Raw genomic sequence first — 16,373 nt, 5'->3', positions numbered from 1 at the left:
ATTGGCTGGTTCGGGGCTGTCCTCTCGGCGCTCTTGCTGCTCATGAGCCTCGGCCGGGGGGGGGGGGGGGGGGGAGGACTGACCGGGCGAGTCGCTTGATGAGGTGGTCGAACTCCCCTGCCTTCACGCCGCAGAGGAAGGCCCGGAGCTTATCGGGGGTGGTGGTGATGATCGTGTCAGGGTCGTCGCTCTCTCGGATCTTGACGGCGCCGTCAGGGGCTCCTGCGAGGTAGATGCAGTTGGCGGTGTCGCCGCTGAATGAGGACTTCTGCCAGTTCTGAATGGCTATCATTGTTCCCGTCTCAAGGGCTCTGGGAGATACGGCGAATGAGGTCGCGCGACGCTTCAGGCTTGAGCGCGCTCGCTTCCAGCCGATCCAATACGGCTCGATACTTGATCAGCTGCGGCTCGGTGTCAATGAACTCGAATCGATCCCCATCGACCTGGACGCTGTCCAACCGTGCGACCTCGGCAGCGAAGTACACGATTCCGGCGCCGGAACTGGGGTAGCTGCCGGTGCCGAACGGAATCACCCGCAGGTCAACGTGAGGGTGCTCGCTCATGGTCAGCAGGTATTCCAGCTGACCACGGGCAACCTCCGGACCACCGAAGCCCATGCGCAAGGCGGTCTCATGGACGATTGCCGACAGCGGGATCGGCTGCTCGCGGAAGAGCACAGCCTGTCGCTTGATGCGATGAGAAACAAGGTGTTCCACTTCGGGTGGAGACAAGGGTGGGGCTACATCTCGGAAGAGCGCACGGGCGTGCTCAGGGGTCTGTAGGAGGCCGGGGACGTGAACCACTGAGGCGATCCGCATCCACTTCGCATGGTGCTCGACTTCCGCGAGGTCGAGTGCTCCGGCCGGGAGGATCTCGCGGTACTCCTCCCACCAGCCTCGGGTGCGGCCGCCGGTCATTCGGGTCAGCGCCTCGATCAAGGCATCATCTGCGCAGCCGTAGAGACGGGCGAGGGCCCGCACCCGGTCCGCGCTCACCGGGTATCCCCCGGATTCGATGTTGCTGATGCGGGATTGCTGGGTGCCGTGGAGTTCCCCGGCTCGTGTGACCGACAACCCTGCCTTCTCGCGCAACCGACGCAACTCTGTGCCGAGTCGCCGCTGCCGGATGCTCGGCGGGATCTTGCTGGGCGGCATCCGCTGTCTCCTTCCCTTCGCCCGCTGTGGCCGACGCCACTCACTCGTTGGAGTGGTAATGCAATGGATTCCCCAGTGGCGATGGACTACATACTACCAACCGGCTAACTTTGATTGAGCGTCAGAAAAGCACGCTACCTGTGGTGGCGCGCCGTCCAACTCCCCTTTGGATAGGAGAGTTCCATGGCTGCTGCGCCCTCGTAAAACCCTCGCTCACTGTTCGACCAGGAGCTGTGCGGGCTCGTGCTCGACACCGCACCCCGGCTGTTCGCCGTGGTCCAGGTGTGTGGCGATGGCGGCGCGGACTCCGACGGGTGGGTCGTGGCCTGGGGGCTCGTCGACAACGACGGGCCGACGCACATCGTCGGCGTCGACGGGCGAACGCGGATGACCCTCGCGTCGCCCGAGCGTGCCGTGCGTCATTTCGCCCGGCGGCCGGGGATCACCGCGCGGCTGGTGTGGCTCGCGCAGCCGGGTGTCGCCGCACTCGACCGGGCCGACGCCGCTTGAGCTCTCCGTCGCGCCGCCGCTGTCCCGTCGGGTCTGCTGCCGCGGGTCCTCGCTTGTCGGTGAGCGGCGATAGCATCCCGTTCAGCAGAAGCACTAGTGACGCTACATCAGGAAAGTGGGGCCGCTGTGGGATTCCCTTCGAGTGACATGCTTGCAGCGATGGGGAATCTCCTCATGTACGAGGCACTCGGCGAGAGGTTCCGTACACGGCATCCCGATCTGGCTGGGCGTCTTGAGGTGCCGCAATCGCCGACGTTGCACCTGTCGGTGCCGCTGACCGGGGGCCGTTCCGTGGTCCTTGCCCAGGTACGCTTCGCCAAGCCGTACGACTACACCCCGGTCTGGGCGGTCGTGGGGCCGAAGCTCTCCGAGCCGCCTCGCATCTGGGCCGGCATCACGGACATGGATGTCCTGGTGGACGCTCTCCATGCCAGGGCCGTGGCCGAGCTCGAACGAGAGGAAGAGCAGACGCCCTGGAGGTGGGACGAGCCCGCGACCGGCGAGATCGTGGAGCTCGCGGACGACCTGGCGGCCCGCGGAGCGGATGTGCTGATGGCCGTGGCGCAGAACTGGTGTCGCGCGGTGGAGGCCGAGCGAGGTACGAAGGCCGAATATTTCGGGCGTGACCAGGGGCATTTCGTCGTCGTCCAGGGCCTGGGCTGCTTGATCAGGGTGTCCAGCAAGCCGTTGTCGGGGTGGAGTGCCAGCGTCCGGGCCGAGGAGGGAGGGATCTGGCAGTGGCTCGATCTGGGCGGTCTCCTGTTCGGTGAGCCGTCCGTCGTCCCGGGTGTGGAGTCCGGCCGCATCGACCGGGCGAAGCTCGCGGGGCTCGTCGCGGATCTGGCCCGCCTTCCCCATGTCCCCACCGTGGCCGAGCGGTCCGTCAGCCGGCACGGCCTGCCCGCGCAGCGGCCGATGGTGGCCGACCGGTCGGCGAGTTCGGTTCTGGTCGAAGGCGCGGCGCGGGAGTTGGCCCGGATGGGATTCGCGGACGTCGTACCGGACGACACGTGCAGCCGACTTGAGTCGGAAACCTTCCAGATCGAATGGTGGAGCCGTCCGAGGAGCATGGGCGTCGGGGATGTGCAGCGGCTGTACGGCGTGGCCGCTGTGCAAGGCCGACGCCTGATGGTGCTGTCGGAGAGCTCTGCCACGAAGCCTGCTTGCGCCTTCGCGGACCAGGCGAAGGCTTTCATCTTCACAGTCGATGCCGAGGGGAACGGTCTCCACTCCTGCAACGACCTCGCCAGGGAGGTCATCCTCGACAAGTCGAGCTGGAGCCCGGCGTGAGGCCTGCTGGGCGGCCGGCCGTGGTCAGGGCGGAAGTCGTCCGACCTCCTGGCCCGCAGGCCTGTTTGTCAGAGGCAGGGCCTATTGTGCGTACAGGATCTCTGAGAACGAGGGGCGGGAGCGGTCCGTGCAGGACGAGTACCAGGAGTTTCGGCTGCGTCTGCCCAATGGCGGGCCTGTGGCGCGGGGTCGGCTGCTGTCGGAGAAGGGCAGTAACGGGAGTCAGAAGTTCCTGGTGTACGCGGGTGCGCCGGCCCGGGGGAACGTGGTTCCATCATTCTCAGTTCGGAATGTGTCCTCGAATCGCCTTCGGACACAGCTGATCAACGACGGGAAGCTGCGGCCGTCCGAACGCTGGCCCGGGCACCTCGAACTGGTCGAGGACGTGGAGTGCGGCTCTCCGTCTGCCGCCGCCGAAATCCTGATGGGCCGTGCGGCCAATGGGTGGTCGCGGTGGCGGACGGAGGATGGCAGGCCGCTGTCGGAGTTCATGCCGGGCGTCTGGGTCGGCCCCAATCGCGCCTGGCTGGTTCGCGGCTCCAACGTCTCCGGCCTCGACCTCGTCCAGCGGCTCTGGCTGCCGGAGGGCCTGGTCACCCTCGCGGCGTCCCGGCTGCGGCAGGGCGTCGGGCAGGGCACGAGCAAGGAGCAGCTGCGCGCGTTCGTCCAGGAGGACTACGAGTCCACGGCGACGTACAGCCAGAAGCAGGATCTCGTCGAGGCGCTGCACGCCTTCCTCTCCCGGATCAAGCCCGGCGACACCGTGTGCACCATCTCCGGTGGCCGGCTCCACGTGGGCGAGGTGACCGGGCCGGCGGAGCAGACGGCCTCGGACGATGACCGGTCCAACCTGCGCCGGCCCGTCGAGTGGCAGAGCGAGGGGTACCCGTACTCCGACCTGCCCGAGGAGCTCCAGCAGAAGCTCTCCGTGCAGCACGACGTCGTCGACCTCACCTCCGTGCAGGCCTTGATCAAGGGACTCGGGGTGAGCGACCAGGAGCTGGAGGAGGAAGCCGAGGCGATAGAGCGTGACCCGAGTACGGAGATCCTCATCGCCCGGCGAGAGCTGGCGCTGCCCGAGCCGACTCCCGAGCTCGCCCGGGAACTGCTCGTCCACGACGTGGAATGGCTCCGGGAGGTCCGCGATCTCCTCTGGGACGAGCGCCAGCTGGTCCTCTACGGCCCTCCGGGGACCGGCAAGACGTACCTCGCGCAGAAGCTCGCGGAGTTCCTGGGCGGCGGCCCCGAGCAGGTCAAGCTCGTCCAGTTCCACCCCTCCTACGCTTACGAGGACTTCTTCGAGGGCTTCCGTCCCAAGGAGGACCCGGAGACCCGCGAGGTCGCCTTCCGCCTCACCGCCGGCCCGCTGCGCGAACTCGCCGACCTCGCCTCCCGCGAGGGCAACCGGCACGTGCCGCACTTCCTGATCATCGACGAGATCAACCGGGCCAACCTGGCGAAGGTCTTCGGCGAGCTGTACTTCCTCCTGGAGTACCGCAACAAGGCCGTCCGGCTCACGTACTCCGGCGACGACTTCGCCCTCCCGCCGAACCTCTTCATCATCGGCACCATGAACACCGCCGACCGCTCCATCGCCCTGGTCGACGCGGCGATGCGGCGCCGGTTCGCGTTCGTCGAGCTGTCGCCGCGCATCGAGCCGACCAGCGGCCTGCTGCGACGCTGGCTCGCGGCGCAGGAGCGCGACAGTGAGCCGGCCGACCTTCTGGACACCCTCAACGCCCGGATCGACGACGCGGACTTCCGGATCGGCCCCTCGTACCTGATGAAGCCGGGCGTCTACCGCGATGGCGGTCTGGACCGCACCTGGCGGACCAAGATTCTCCCCTTGCTGGAGGAGCACCACTACGGCGAGGGCGTCGACATCGAGAAGCGCTACGGCCTCGCGGCGCTGCAGGCCGAAGTGGCCGCCAGACGCTCGAGGTTCGTCGTGCAGCCGGGCGACATCGTGTGGGACGACCAGCCCCAGGCCGAGTCGTGACCGTCGTCCACCTGACCGAGCACGCTCCGGCGGTGTCCGTTCCCCTTCCGGACGCCGCCGGCCGGGCCATCGCCGCCTCCCGCATCCTCGACACCGCGGCCCCCGATCCCTACCGGACGGGCCACTGGACACTGCGGGCCGGCAGCAAGATCGGCGCGGTGAGCCTGGCGGTGCCGGGCGGCGATCCCGTCGCCCTGCGGATCACTCCCAAGGTGCCGATCGCCCGCCTCTTCTTCCTCATCGGGTACAGCCTCGACCCGCGCGGCTGGCGGGACGGGGACGTCGAGATCGGCGACCACGACGAACTCCTGCCAGCCCTTGCCCACGCCGTGGAGCGTCAGGTGGACCGGGCGCTGCGACAGGGTCTCCTCCAGGGCTACCGCACGGTCGAGGAGTCCGCGCTCGTGGTCCGGGGCCGGATCCGCGAAGCCGAGCAGATACGCCGCCGGTTCGGCGCCGCCCTGCCCGTGGAGATCGCGTACGACGAGTTCACCACCGACATTGCGGAGACCCGCATCCTGCGCGCCGCTGTCGAACACCTGCTCCGCCTGCCCGGCGTACCCCAGGACGTGCGCCGCCGCCTGCTGCACCAGCGGGTACGCCTCGCGGAGGTCTCCCCGCTCATACGTGGTCAGGTACTCCCCACCTGGCACCCCACCCGCCTCAACGTCCGCTACCAGCACGCGCTCCATCTCGCCCGCGTGGTCCTCGACGGATCGTCACCGGAGCACGCCACCGGTGAACTGCGCATCGACGGCTTCCTGTTCAACATGAACAAGCTCTTCGAGGATTTCGTGACGGTCGCCCTGCGCGAGGCGTTCCGGGGTACGGACCGGACCTGTCGGCTCCAGGACCCGCACCACCTGGACGAGGCGGGCGAGATCCGCATGAAGCCCGACTTCGTCCTGTACGGCTCGGATGGGGCACCGCAGGCAGTGGCCGACGCCAAGTACAAGGCCGAGAAGTCCGGCGGCTTCCCGGACGGCGACCTCTACCAGATGCTGGCCTACTGCACCGCCCTCGGCCTGCCGGACGGGCACCTCGTCTACGCCAAGGGCAACGCCCCGCACGCCGCCCACCGGGTGCGGCACGCGGGCATCATCATCCATCAACACGCGCTGGACCTCGATCGGGGGCCGGCCGATCTGCTCGGTGAAATCCGTTCCCTGGCCTGGCAGATGGCCCCGGGCGTGACGGTATGATCACGATCGGAACAGCCGCCAGGGGGTAGGGAGTCCGTCGGTGCCGCAGCTCGCGTTCGCGAACAGCTTCTGGGAGAGCTACGACGTCCTGGAGAAGCCCGTCAAGGCCGGCGTCCGGAAGGCGATGCAGAAGTTCCAGCAGCTCACCGTGCCCGAGTTGCACGCGGACAAGGGCCTGCACCTGGAGTCCGTGGACAAGGCGCGCGATCCGCGGATGCGCACGATCAGGATCAACGACTTCTGGCGCGGCGTCGTCCTCGCCCCCGACGACGGCAGTGACGTCTTCCTGCTCATCAACGTCGTGCCGCACGACGACGCGTACACCTGGGCGGCCAAGCGGCTCTACACCGTCAACACGGCCACCCGCGCCCTGGAAGTCCGCAACGTCGTCGCTATCGAGCAGCTGACCCCGGCTCTTGAGAAGGCGGCGACGACCGCGCCGACGCTGCTGTTCGCGGAGTACTCCGACACGGTGCTGCGGGACCTCGGCATCGACGACCAGGTGCTGCGAGCGGTGCGGACCGTGGTCGACAGGCCGCAGCTGGAGGCGTTCGGGACGCTGCTGCCCGAGGACCAGTTCGAGGTCCTGCAGTTCCTGGCGGAGGGTTTCACGCCGGAGGAGGTGTACCGGGACGTCGTGGTCGAACGGCGCGCTGCGGCCCCCGTCCCGGAGTCCGAGCAGAGTCTGGCTGCGGCCATCGCCAACACCGCCAGCCGGATCACCCTGGTTTCCGGCCCCGGCGAGCTGGCCGACATCCTGGAGAAGCCGTTCGCCGCGTGGCGGGTCTTTCTGCACCCCTCGCAGCGACGGGTCGCCTATCGGGCTTCCTACCGCGGCCCCGTCCAGGTCACCGGAGGCCCCGGCACCGGCAAGACGGTCGTGGCCCTGCACCGCGTCAAGCACCTGCTGTCCCGGTCGCCCGAGACGCGCGTGCTGCTCACCACCTACACCAACGCGTTGGCGGCGACCCTGAGGGAGAACCTGGCGCTGCTCCTCGACGGTGACGGCGAGCAGCTCGCCCGGGTGGACGTGACGACGGTGAACGCCCTCGCGCACCGGACGCTCACCGAACACGCGGGACGCGTGCCCGCGATCATCGGTGACCGGGAGGAACAGCTGGTCTGGCAGCGGATCCGCAAGCGGCTGGACCTCCCGTGGACCGAGCAGTTCCTTGCCCAGGAATACCGGCACGTGGTCCTCGCCCACGACCTTCGTACGCTCGACGACTACCTCGCGTCCGACCGTCCAGGGCGTGGCAGGTCGCTCGTGACGGGGCGGCGCAAGCTGCTGCGGCCGGCCGTCGAGCTCTTCGAGGCCACGTTGAAGGCGCGGGGGTCGGTCACGCACCTCCAGGTCTGCGCGCAGGCGGCCCGGGCGCTCGACGGCGCGGCGGCGCGCTACGACCACGTCGTCGTCGACGAGGCGCAGGACCTCCACCCCGCCCAATGGCGGGTGCTGCGGGCGGCCGTCGCATCCGGCCCGGACGACCTGTTCATCACCGGTGACCCGCACCAGCGGATCTACGACTCGCGGGTGTCGCTGGGCTCGCTGGGGATCCAGGTGAAGGGCCGCACCAGCCGGCTGCGCATCAACTACCGCAGCACGGAGGAGATCCTCGCCTGGGCGACCGGGATCATCGGCTCCGCCGCGGTCGAGGACCTGGGCGGCGAGGGCGCGGACAGCCTTGCGGGATACCGTTCGTTGCTCCACGGTCGCAGGCCTCATGTGGAGGGTCATGCCTCGGAGCAGGCGGAGATCGCCGCACTCGTGCAACGGATCGAGGGCTGGATCGTCCAGGGGATCCGTCCCGCCGACATCGGCGTCTCCAGCCGTTTCAACGTGTTGCTCGACAAGGCTTACGACCGGCTGGCCGCTGCCGGTGTGCCCGTCGTGCGCGTCAAGGACGGTCCGGCGCCGGGCGCGGATGGTGTGCGGCTGGCCACCATGCACGCCATGAAGGGGCTTGAGTTCCGCGCGGTGGCCGTCCTCGGGGTGAGCGCGAGTGCCGTGCCGTTCGCGCGGGAGATCACCCCGGTGGACGTGGACGAGTCGCAGCACGAGACCGACATGCTGCGGGAACGGTGCTTGCTCTTCGTGGCCTGTACCCGCGCACGGGAGGCACTGGCCGTTTCGTGGAGCGGGGCTGCGAGCGGTTTCCTGCCTTCGCGCGGGTGAGGGCGGTTCAGTCCTCCTCGACGGTGGGGGTCAGCGCGCCGTTCGTGAGGCCTTCGCGCGCCAGCTCGGTCACCTGCTGACTGAGCTGTGCGAGACGGCGCGTACCTGCTTCGACGTCCTGGAGCGCGCGGAAGGCCGTGCCGTACAGGCGTTGGGACTCGATGCCCATCTGGGGAATGCGGGAGCCCCTCGTGTCGGCGCGGAACGTGCCGGTGCTGCTGGTGGAACGGCGCCGGTTGGCGGGGCTGACCAGAAATCCGTGCAGGTAGTCGGTGTCGAGGTGTTCGCTGACGGAGACCGGCTCGCCCCCGGTGTATTCGACCAGTCCGGCGCGCGCGAGATCGGCGACGCTGACGGATGCGGTGTCGAGCGTTCCTGGCCCGCCTCCCGGGGTGAGCCGGGGCAGCAGGGCATCCAGGGCGCGGAGTTGTTCCCGCAACTGGTCGCGGAGGGCGGTGTACTCGACGAGGTAGTCCCGGTTGGCGCTGCCGATGTGGCTGCCCGGCGTGAGGTCGACGACGTCGTCCAGGAGATCGATGAGCGGGATGTCGACGACCTGGTCGGGTTGAGGGGAGAGCGGTCCGTCCGGCGTGTTGGCGGTGAGATCCACCATGCGGACGGTCTGCGCAGCCTGCCCGTCGGGGCGCACCAGGACCCACAGGTGGACGGGGAGGGAGTGCGCCGTCGCGGTTCCCGCCGGCAAGGCGACGACCTGGGCGAGAATGCCCCGCCGGACGAGCTCTGCACGAATACGTCGGCCTGCCTTCCGGTAAGCGACGGAGGCAGGCATGACGATGACGGTCCTGCCGCCCGGAGCCGTGTGTGCGTACGCGTGCTGGAGCCAGGCGAGCTCGCTCTCGGCACGCGAGGGGGTGCCGAGTTCCCAGCGTGAGTCCAGGAGGAGGTCCTCGCGCCCCCAGTCGGGCCATGCCACCGGCGGGTCGCAGACGACGAGGTCGGCCCTGAGCCCCGGCCACTGGTCGTCGCGCAGGGAGTCCCCCGCCCGGATCTCGGTACGGGTGCGGCCGCTGAGCGCCGCGCGGAGCCGGGCGAAGTCGGCCATCGAGGCATCGACCTCCTGGCCGTACCGGGCCGGGCCGTCCGCCGGACCGAGGGAGAGCAGCAGGGTGCCGATTCCGCAGGCCGGATCCAGGATGGTCGCCGTGTCCGCGACCGGGCCCGTGAAATGCTGCACCGCCCGGACGATTCGAGGGGAGGAGACCTGGTCGGAACCCGCACGGCGGGTGGCATCGAGGAACCGCTCCGTGAGGGCGTCCATCAGCTCGGCCCCGGAGGTGCTCTGGGCGATCTCCAGCGCCAGCCGGGTGATCTCCGGCCCGAGACGAGGTGGGGCCGCACCGTCCGTGAGGAGCCGGGCGACCGCTGCCAGCCCCTGGACGACGTCCTCACCGAACTCGCCGCGCAGGGACTGCCACAGCCGAACCTCGTCGGACACGTGGTGTCCCTTGCTCTGCCTGGCGAGCCATGCCTGCACGTCGGCCAGGTTGAAGAGAGGACTGGTCGGCCCACCCCCGGCCGGTGCCGGAAAGTCGTCGTAGCGCCGCCGCCAGTTGGAAACCGCGGCCCGGGTCACTCCGGCCAGCCGGGCGATCTCGGCACCGGTGATCAGCGGATCAGGGGCGTGGCGAGTGTCGTCCGTCATTCGGCCACCGTACACGGCGAGTGTGCCATCCATAAAGGCAACCCATGTTGGCGACGTTCACATGGCTTTACGTGACGCCTCGTTTACGGAGCCGACCAGAGCACATCAAGGGGCGGTTGGCGGAATCCGGCCCCGGTGTCGGTAGCGCTCCGTACAGTGGGCGAAGCACTGTGCACACGTCAGGGGGGAGTGCAAACGTATGACGCAGGCCGAACGGCCCTACCCGGTCAATGAGCTTCTGGTCGCCGTGCAGGCGGAGATCCGGGCGGAACGGCGCGACGACGCCAAGGACGCGGAGAAAGCAGCGTTGTCCGACGGGCAGCCGGTATCCGCATCGGAGGGCCGGTACGAGTACCTCTTCGGCTGCCGCAGATGGCCGGGATCCTTCGACGGCAGTCCTGTTCTCGTGCGTCCCTCCCAGGCGCGCGGCGCCTGGATCCCGGGCGAGGCCTCCCCGATGCCGGACGGGAAGGTCAGACTGGTGGTGGCCGAGAGCCTGCCGGCCGGGGTGCGCAACGTGCAGGTGCGGAAGGACGATTCGGCAGGCTTGCTGGTGCTCGCGGAACGCCTGGGGGCGGCAGGTTCGGACGACGGTGGCATCCGGATCGAGAGTGCCGGGTGGATCGTCGGGCAGGGAGCACCGGCGGTGGGCCGGGCGGCGGATCCCGAACGGTGGGTGGCCGGCTGGCACGGGTTGAAGCTCAATCCCCGCCAGCGGACCGCGGTCGCCCAGGCCCTTGCGAGCGAGGCGTTGTTCCTCTGGGGTCCGCCGGGCACGGGGAAGACCGATGTCGTTGGCCACATCGTGGAGGGCAACGTCCGCCAGGGGCACAATGTCCTCTTCCTGGCTCCGACCAAGGTCGCCGTCGACCAGGCCCTGGAGCGGATCTGCGACCTCCTGAAGACCGAGACGGGCTTCGCCGAGGGCCTCGTCCAGCGGGCCGGGGAGATCGAACTGCCGTCACTACGCGAGCGGTACGGAGACTACGTCGCCCCGGACCGGATCGCTGGGCGGGTCTCGGCACAACTGGGCGAGGAGGCAAGGGTCGCGCGGGAGGCCCTGCAACGGGCGCGCGCCGGTGTCGCCCTGCACGACGAGGTCCGGGAGCTGGAGCAGCGCCTCGCCGACGACCGGAAAGCCCACCAGAACGCTGCTGACTCTGCCGGGGTTGCGGAACGGGACGCCCTGCGGTCGGAGGCCGAGGCGGCCCGGCTGCGCCTGGCCGTCACCGAAGCCAGGGAACCGAAGGGCTTCTTCGCCGGGCGAAAGGAGCGAGAGCTCGCCGCCTTGCGGGACGAACTCGCCCGGGCCACCGAGGCCGCCTTCACCTCTCAGTACGTCGGAGCGGCCGCCCGGAAGCAGGCAGAGGAACTGGGCGCCCGGATCAGCACGACCAGTGGGCGCCTCACGGGTCTTCGGCCCCGGCTCGAAGGCCTCCCGGCGTACGCGGCGCTGGTGCGCGAGGCCGGAAACCTGCAGGAGCGCATCCAGGAGCTCGACCGGCAGCTCGCCCGCATCCAGCAGACCGTACGGTCCCGGTGCCGGGTCATGGGGGCCACGGTGGCCAAGGCGGTTCAGTCGCGCAAGCTGCTCGACCGGGTGGACGTCGTGGTGGTCGACGAGGCGGGCATGGTGGATCTGCCCTCGGCCTGGCTGGCAGCCGGCCTGGCGGGCAAGCGGATCGTCGTGGCGGGCGACTTCCGACAACTGCCCGCGGTCACCAAGGGAGACGGCGATCGGAAGGCCACGGAGGACGAGCGCACACACGCGCGGCACTGGGTTGCCCGTGACGCCTTCCATGCGGCCGGCCTGGTGAGCGAGCACGGGTCCGTACGCCAGGACCCACGCCTAGTGGCGCTGGACACCCAGTACCGCATGCGTGAGCCGATCTGCCGACTCGTCAACGCTGTCGCCTACCCCGACGCGCCGCTCGCCACTGGACGCGGCGATGGCAGTCGGATCCCGCCCAACCCGCTGATCGACGTCCCCGTGATCCTCGTCGACACCTCCAAGCAGCGCATCCCGGGGCCTGACTACCGGGCCAACACAGTGAACGAGGCCGTCGTCCACGAGCTCGTCCGCGGCCTCCAGTACGAGGGGGTGCTCCCCGGTCGCAAGTGGGGGAGTTCCGAGAGCGGGGTGGGGGAGCGGGCGACCGACCGGCTGGCGGTCATCGCGCCCTACCGCGCGCAGGTCAAGGCGCTGAAGGGAAGCCTGAAGTACCGGTTCGGAGAGGATTATGAGGGGCTGGTCGACACCATTCACCGGTTCCAGGGCAGCCAGCGTCCGATCGTCGTCTTCGACACCGCCGTCGGTGCCGGAAAGGACCCGGGCATCTTCTACGCCGGAACCGGCCTCTCCTCCCAGACCTGCCGCCTGCTGAACGTCGCGCTCAGCAGGGCCCAGGACCACCTCGTCGTCGTCGCCGACGTCGAGCACCTGCGCAAGCATCTCGGCCCGCACAGCGAGGCCCGGACCATGCTCGACCACCTGGAGCGCCATGCCCAGGTGATTTCGGCCGACCAGCTGATCCCGACGCGGGACGCGGCTCAGCTCTCGGTCCTGTCCGAGGAGGAGCTGGCGCGGCCGGCCTTCTTCCCCGCCGACGAGGTGCAGAAGGCCGTGGAGTGGGACATCGCGCGGGCCCGGACCAGCATCGAGGTCTACTGCGCCTTCCTCGATCCGACGCCGGTGCGCCGCTGGTCGGCGCTGCTGGGTGCCCGGGTGGCCGACGGAGTGCGGGTCGTCGTCCATACCCGGTCACCGGAGGAGCAACGGGAGGCGGCCGGGGCGGCCCGTCACCAGAAGCAGATCGACATCCTCAGGGCGGCCGGCTGCCAGGTGGGCTTCCGTGAGCGGATGCACGAGAAGGTCCTCATCCTCGACAACGCCGTGCTCTGGCACGGCTCGCTCAACCTGCTCGCGAGCAGTGGGCCGACCGACCTGATGATGCGCTTCACCGACCCCGCATCCTGTGAACGGGTCAGCCGGGTCATCGACCGGGCCCGCAAGGAGCGGGCTGCGTGGAACCCACGGCCGGCCGGGGACACTGCCGGCAGCGTGAGACCTGCCGCGTCTCCGCCCGCCGCTCCCGGCACGACTGGGGCGGCGAGCATTCGCCCCGGGGACATCATCGACGGGCGGCTCTACCTCAACGTCCCGTACGGCGAGAAGGACGAGGCCAAGAGACTCCTCAAGGCCCGGTGGGACAAGCCGAACGGGCTTTGGTACGTCGATGCCGCGCGGGTGACCCGGGAGCAGGCCGTTCGCTGGTTGTCCTGAGGGCGGGAAACGTGCTTCTGGCCGTACTCCCGCCGGTCAGGGCGGCGGCTTCTTGTATTGGTGCACCGGAAACTGACATGATTTCAGGGAAAATGCTCCTTGTGCGATGCGAACCGGACACCTGCCCTGGCGGCACGGAGAAGGAGGCAGGATGGCACGGGTGAACCTGCGGGCCGCGTTCATGAGCGGACTGTCGTCCACCGTCACGGCGCAGCAGGTCTTCACCAACCGGGTCGACGAGGTGGCGGCCTTCAAACGGTCGGTGGAGTGCCTGCGCCGGACATTGGACGAGGCCGAGGTCTCGCCGGTGATGGACCGGGCGCAGGGGCGCCGCAACGTCCTGACGCTGTACGGGGTCGGCGGCATAGGCAAGACGACTCTGTCCCACGAGCTGGAGCGCCGGCTGCTCGCTGACGCGGTGGCCGAGGGACGCGAGGACGTCGTGGCCGTAAGGGTCGACCTGTCCGAGGACGGTGCGTGCGACATCGAGGGCCTGCTGCTGCGCCTGCGGGCCGGCTTGGGGCAGTTGGGAAGCCGGTGGCAATCATTTGACCTGGCGCTCGCCTCGTACTGGGCCCGCGCGCACCCCGGGGAGGCCTTGCAAGACTTCCTCGACACCTCACCGGCCCTACGCCGGGCCTCCCGGAGCGTCGGGCTCGGAGACCAGATCGCGGAGACGGTGCGGGACGTCGACCCTGCCGGGCTCGGCGGGCTGACCGGGCTTGCGCATCGCGCCGCCCTGGCCACCTACCGCGCTGTCCGGGACCGGGTGCGCGAGGGGCGGCTGCTGGCCGACTGCGAGCTTTTCGCCGAGCTGGTCGAGGCGGACGCGGACTACGAGACGCTCTCCTACTTCCCGTACCTGCTGGCTTGGGACCTGGACCGCCTGCCACACCGGAGCCGGGCGGCCGGGCGGCCCACGGTATGCGTGTTCCTGGACACCTTCGAGGTGGTCAACGGGCGTGCCGACCGCACGGTGGAACGTCTGATCCAGCGCTGCGCCTACCTGATGCCCAACGTGCTGTTCGTGATTACCGGCCGCAACAGGATCGACTGGGCGGACGCGGGCGTGGGCGGCGAGCTGGACTTCACCGGCCCGCAGTGCTGGCCCAATCTGCACTTCAGCAACGACACCGTGGAACCTCGCCAGCATCTCGTCGGCTACCTCTCGGACTCCGACGCCGACAGCTACCTCCGCGAGGCGCTCGTCCGGGACGGCGAACCCGCCATGCCTGCCGAGGTCCGTCGACGGATCATCGCGGGCGGCCAGGGGCTGCCCCTGTACCTGGACCTGTCGGTGTCGCACTTCGTCGCACTCCTCGCCCGCGGCGGGCAGCCGTCGCCGGCGGATTTCGGTGGCTCGTTCACGGCGGTGGCCACCCGGTCGATCCGTGACCTGCCCCGGGAGGAACGCGACCTGGTCCGGACCGCGGCGCTCACCGACCGGGTCGGTGCCGAGCTGCTGCGGGCGGGACAGCCCGGCGTCTCCGACGGCAGCGTGGCCCGGTTCCTGCGCCGGCCGTTCCTGACCCATGACGACGCTTACGCGCTGCCGTACGCCCTGCACGCGGCGCTCCGCCATGCCATCGGCGAGGCTGACCGAACGCTCCCGGACGGCTGGTCCGACCGCGACCGTAGCGAGGTTGCAGCCCGGCTGCTCGCCTGGCTGGGGAAGCGCCTCGGGCCGGGTGCCGGGCGGGTCGCTGTTGCCCAAGCCTTGGAATCCGGTCTCAAGCTCTCGGCGACGTACGGGGTCTTCGAGGACTGGATGGCTCGTGCCACGCAGCGTCTGGTCGAGGCGGGGCAGTGGTCGGAGCTGGGCGCCGGGCTCAGCGCCGAACGGACCGGGACACCGGAACACCAGGCCGTGCTCGCAGCCATACAGGGCGTCCGGCTGCGCCGAACAGGCCATGCCGCACAGGCGGTGGAGCTGCTCGGCGGTGCAGGGGAGGGCGTACCGCAGGGCAGCCCGACGGCGCAGCTGTTGCGGATCCACCTTGCCCACGCGCTGCGCAACCAAGGGGACTACACCGAGGCGGCGGAGATCTACCGCACCCTGGTGGGTGGTGAGTTCGACGCAGTGGCCCGGTACTGGCTCTGTGACTTCGACTACCTCAACGGGAGGTTCGGCACGGCGCTGGCCTCACTGCGGGAGCAGCGCAGCCGCGGGCCGGAGGACGAGGGCGAACGGCTCCGGCTGATCGGACACATCTGGCGGGTCAACGCCCGCTTCGACGAGGCGGGCGCCGCGTACGACGAGGCGATCGGCCTGGCCCGGCGCGAGGGCCTGGCCGCCGCGGAGGCGAAGGCGCTGGCCAACCTGGCACAGACCGTGTGCTGGTCCGGTGACACGGCAGCGGTGTCGGACGCGGCGGCCCGCGCGCGGGACCTGCTCGAACTGGTACCCAACCCGGTCGAACTGGTCAAGGTCCGCTCCGCCGAGGCGGTCGCTCACGCGGTGGCCGGTGATGACGGGGCCGCTGTCCAGGCGATAGAGGGTACCCGGCGGCTGGCGGACGACATCGGGTACCGAGGCGGTCACAACCTGGCTGACGTGGCCCAGGTCCTGCTCGGAGTCCTCGACGGGGACCACGACGGTGCCCGCCGTACCCGGGCCGAGCTCGACGCGCGAACCCGTCGGTCGGGCGGTAACACCTACTGGGTCCCGATCGTGACCAGTTGGATCGAGGGAGTCCCGGCGGCGATGGAACACGAACCGCGGGTCGAGTGGGTCGACGGCCCGGCCGTGTCGTTGGGCCGGTGGGCGGAGATGGCTGCTCGACGATGAGGCACCGGAGCCCTGAGATGTGGGGCGGGATCGACGAGGGGAAGAGAGCTCATGGCCAACCCGGTAGGCGTCGAGCCGGTACGTGTCGGCTTGGTCGGGATCGGCATCATCGCCGAGACCCACCTCGCCGTCCTTGCCGAACGGCCGGACGTGCAACTGGAGTTCACAGTCGATCCCCGACCCGTGGCGCACGTGGAGTTTCGAGGCCGCACACCGCCCCACTACGACGACCTCGCCCGGGCGCTCGACGAGCACCGGCCGGACCTGGTGGTACTCGCCACCCCGACGGAGACACACGCCGAGCTGAC

Annotated in this window: 10 protein-coding genes and 1 pseudogene; 8 read left to right on the top strand and 3 right to left on the bottom strand. The window is 69.7% G+C overall.

The features are described 5' to 3' along the window. Positions 1-40: 40 nt before the first annotated feature. Together ACZ3TI_RS36830 and ACZ3TI_RS36825 are read right to left on the bottom strand one after the other, a co-directional pair. Positions 41-292 (bottom strand): DUF397 domain-containing protein, encoded by a 252-nt coding sequence (locus ACZ3TI_RS36830; RefSeq protein WP_465734221.1) that lies wholly within the window; start codon positions 290-292, stop codon positions 41-43. Positions 293-302: 10 nt separating this feature from the next. Next, complete coding sequence (locus tag ACZ3TI_RS36825) at positions 303-1,154, bottom strand: helix-turn-helix domain-containing protein (protein ID WP_465734219.1); 852 nt, start codon at positions 1,152-1,154, stop codon at positions 303-305. 243 nt (positions 1,155-1,397) lie between these two features. Between ACZ3TI_RS36825 and ACZ3TI_RS36820 the strand changes: the two genes are divergently transcribed. From ACZ3TI_RS36820 to ACZ3TI_RS36800, 5 genes and pseudogenes are all read left to right on the top strand, one after another. Continuing rightward, positions 1,398-1,664, top strand: a complete 267-nt coding sequence (locus ACZ3TI_RS36820) for a hypothetical protein (protein WP_465734217.1) — start codon at positions 1,398-1,400, stop codon at positions 1,662-1,664. A 174-nt stretch (positions 1,665-1,838) separates the two neighbouring features. Beyond that, entirely contained in the window at positions 1,839-2,954 is a 1,116-nt protein-coding gene (locus tag ACZ3TI_RS36815) for a hypothetical protein (protein ID WP_465734215.1), read from the top strand. Between the two features lie 133 nt (positions 2,955-3,087). After that, positions 3,088-4,953 (top strand): annotated as a pseudogene (locus ACZ3TI_RS36810) (DUF4357 domain-containing protein); the annotation flags it as partial. Beyond that, entirely contained in the window at positions 4,950-6,155 is a 1,206-nt protein-coding gene (locus ACZ3TI_RS36805) for an McrC family protein (protein WP_465734213.1), read from the top strand. The pseudogene ACZ3TI_RS36810 and the gene ACZ3TI_RS36805, both read left to right, overlap by 4 nt. A 40-nt stretch (positions 6,156-6,195) precedes the next feature. Further along, positions 6,196-8,331, top strand: coding sequence for a UvrD-helicase domain-containing protein (locus ACZ3TI_RS36800; protein WP_465734211.1), 2,136 nt, complete (start codon positions 6,196-6,198; stop codon positions 8,329-8,331). Between the two features lie 7 nt (positions 8,332-8,338). Here the strand turns inward: ACZ3TI_RS36800 and ACZ3TI_RS36795 are convergent, their stop codons facing one another. Further along, positions 8,339-9,994, bottom strand: coding sequence for an N-6 DNA methylase (locus ACZ3TI_RS36795; protein ID WP_465734209.1), 1,656 nt, complete (start codon positions 9,992-9,994; stop codon positions 8,339-8,341). Positions 9,995-10,193: 199 nt separating this feature from the next. Here ACZ3TI_RS36795 and ACZ3TI_RS36790 point away from each other — a divergent pair, with 199 nt between their 5' ends. From ACZ3TI_RS36790 to ACZ3TI_RS36780, 3 genes are all read left to right on the top strand, one after another. Then, positions 10,194-13,277, top strand: a complete 3,084-nt coding sequence (locus ACZ3TI_RS36790) for an AAA domain-containing protein (RefSeq protein ID WP_465734207.1) — start codon at positions 10,194-10,196, stop codon at positions 13,275-13,277. A 151-nt stretch (positions 13,278-13,428) separates the two neighbouring features. Further along, positions 13,429-16,065 carry a hypothetical protein gene (locus ACZ3TI_RS36785; protein WP_465734205.1) on the top strand — a complete coding sequence of 879 codons (2,637 nt, stop codon included), beginning with the start codon at positions 13,429-13,431 and terminating at the stop codon, positions 16,063-16,065. A 51-nt stretch (positions 16,066-16,116) separates the two neighbouring features. Further along, positions 16,117-16,373: Gfo/Idh/MocA family oxidoreductase (locus ACZ3TI_RS36780; protein WP_465734203.1), on the top strand; the 257-nt coding region annotated here is incomplete at its 3' end.

The sequence above is a fragment of the Kitasatospora sp. NPDC023120 genome, from assembly GCF_055560835.1.
This window is presented reverse-complemented; position numbering and strand designations above follow the sequence as displayed.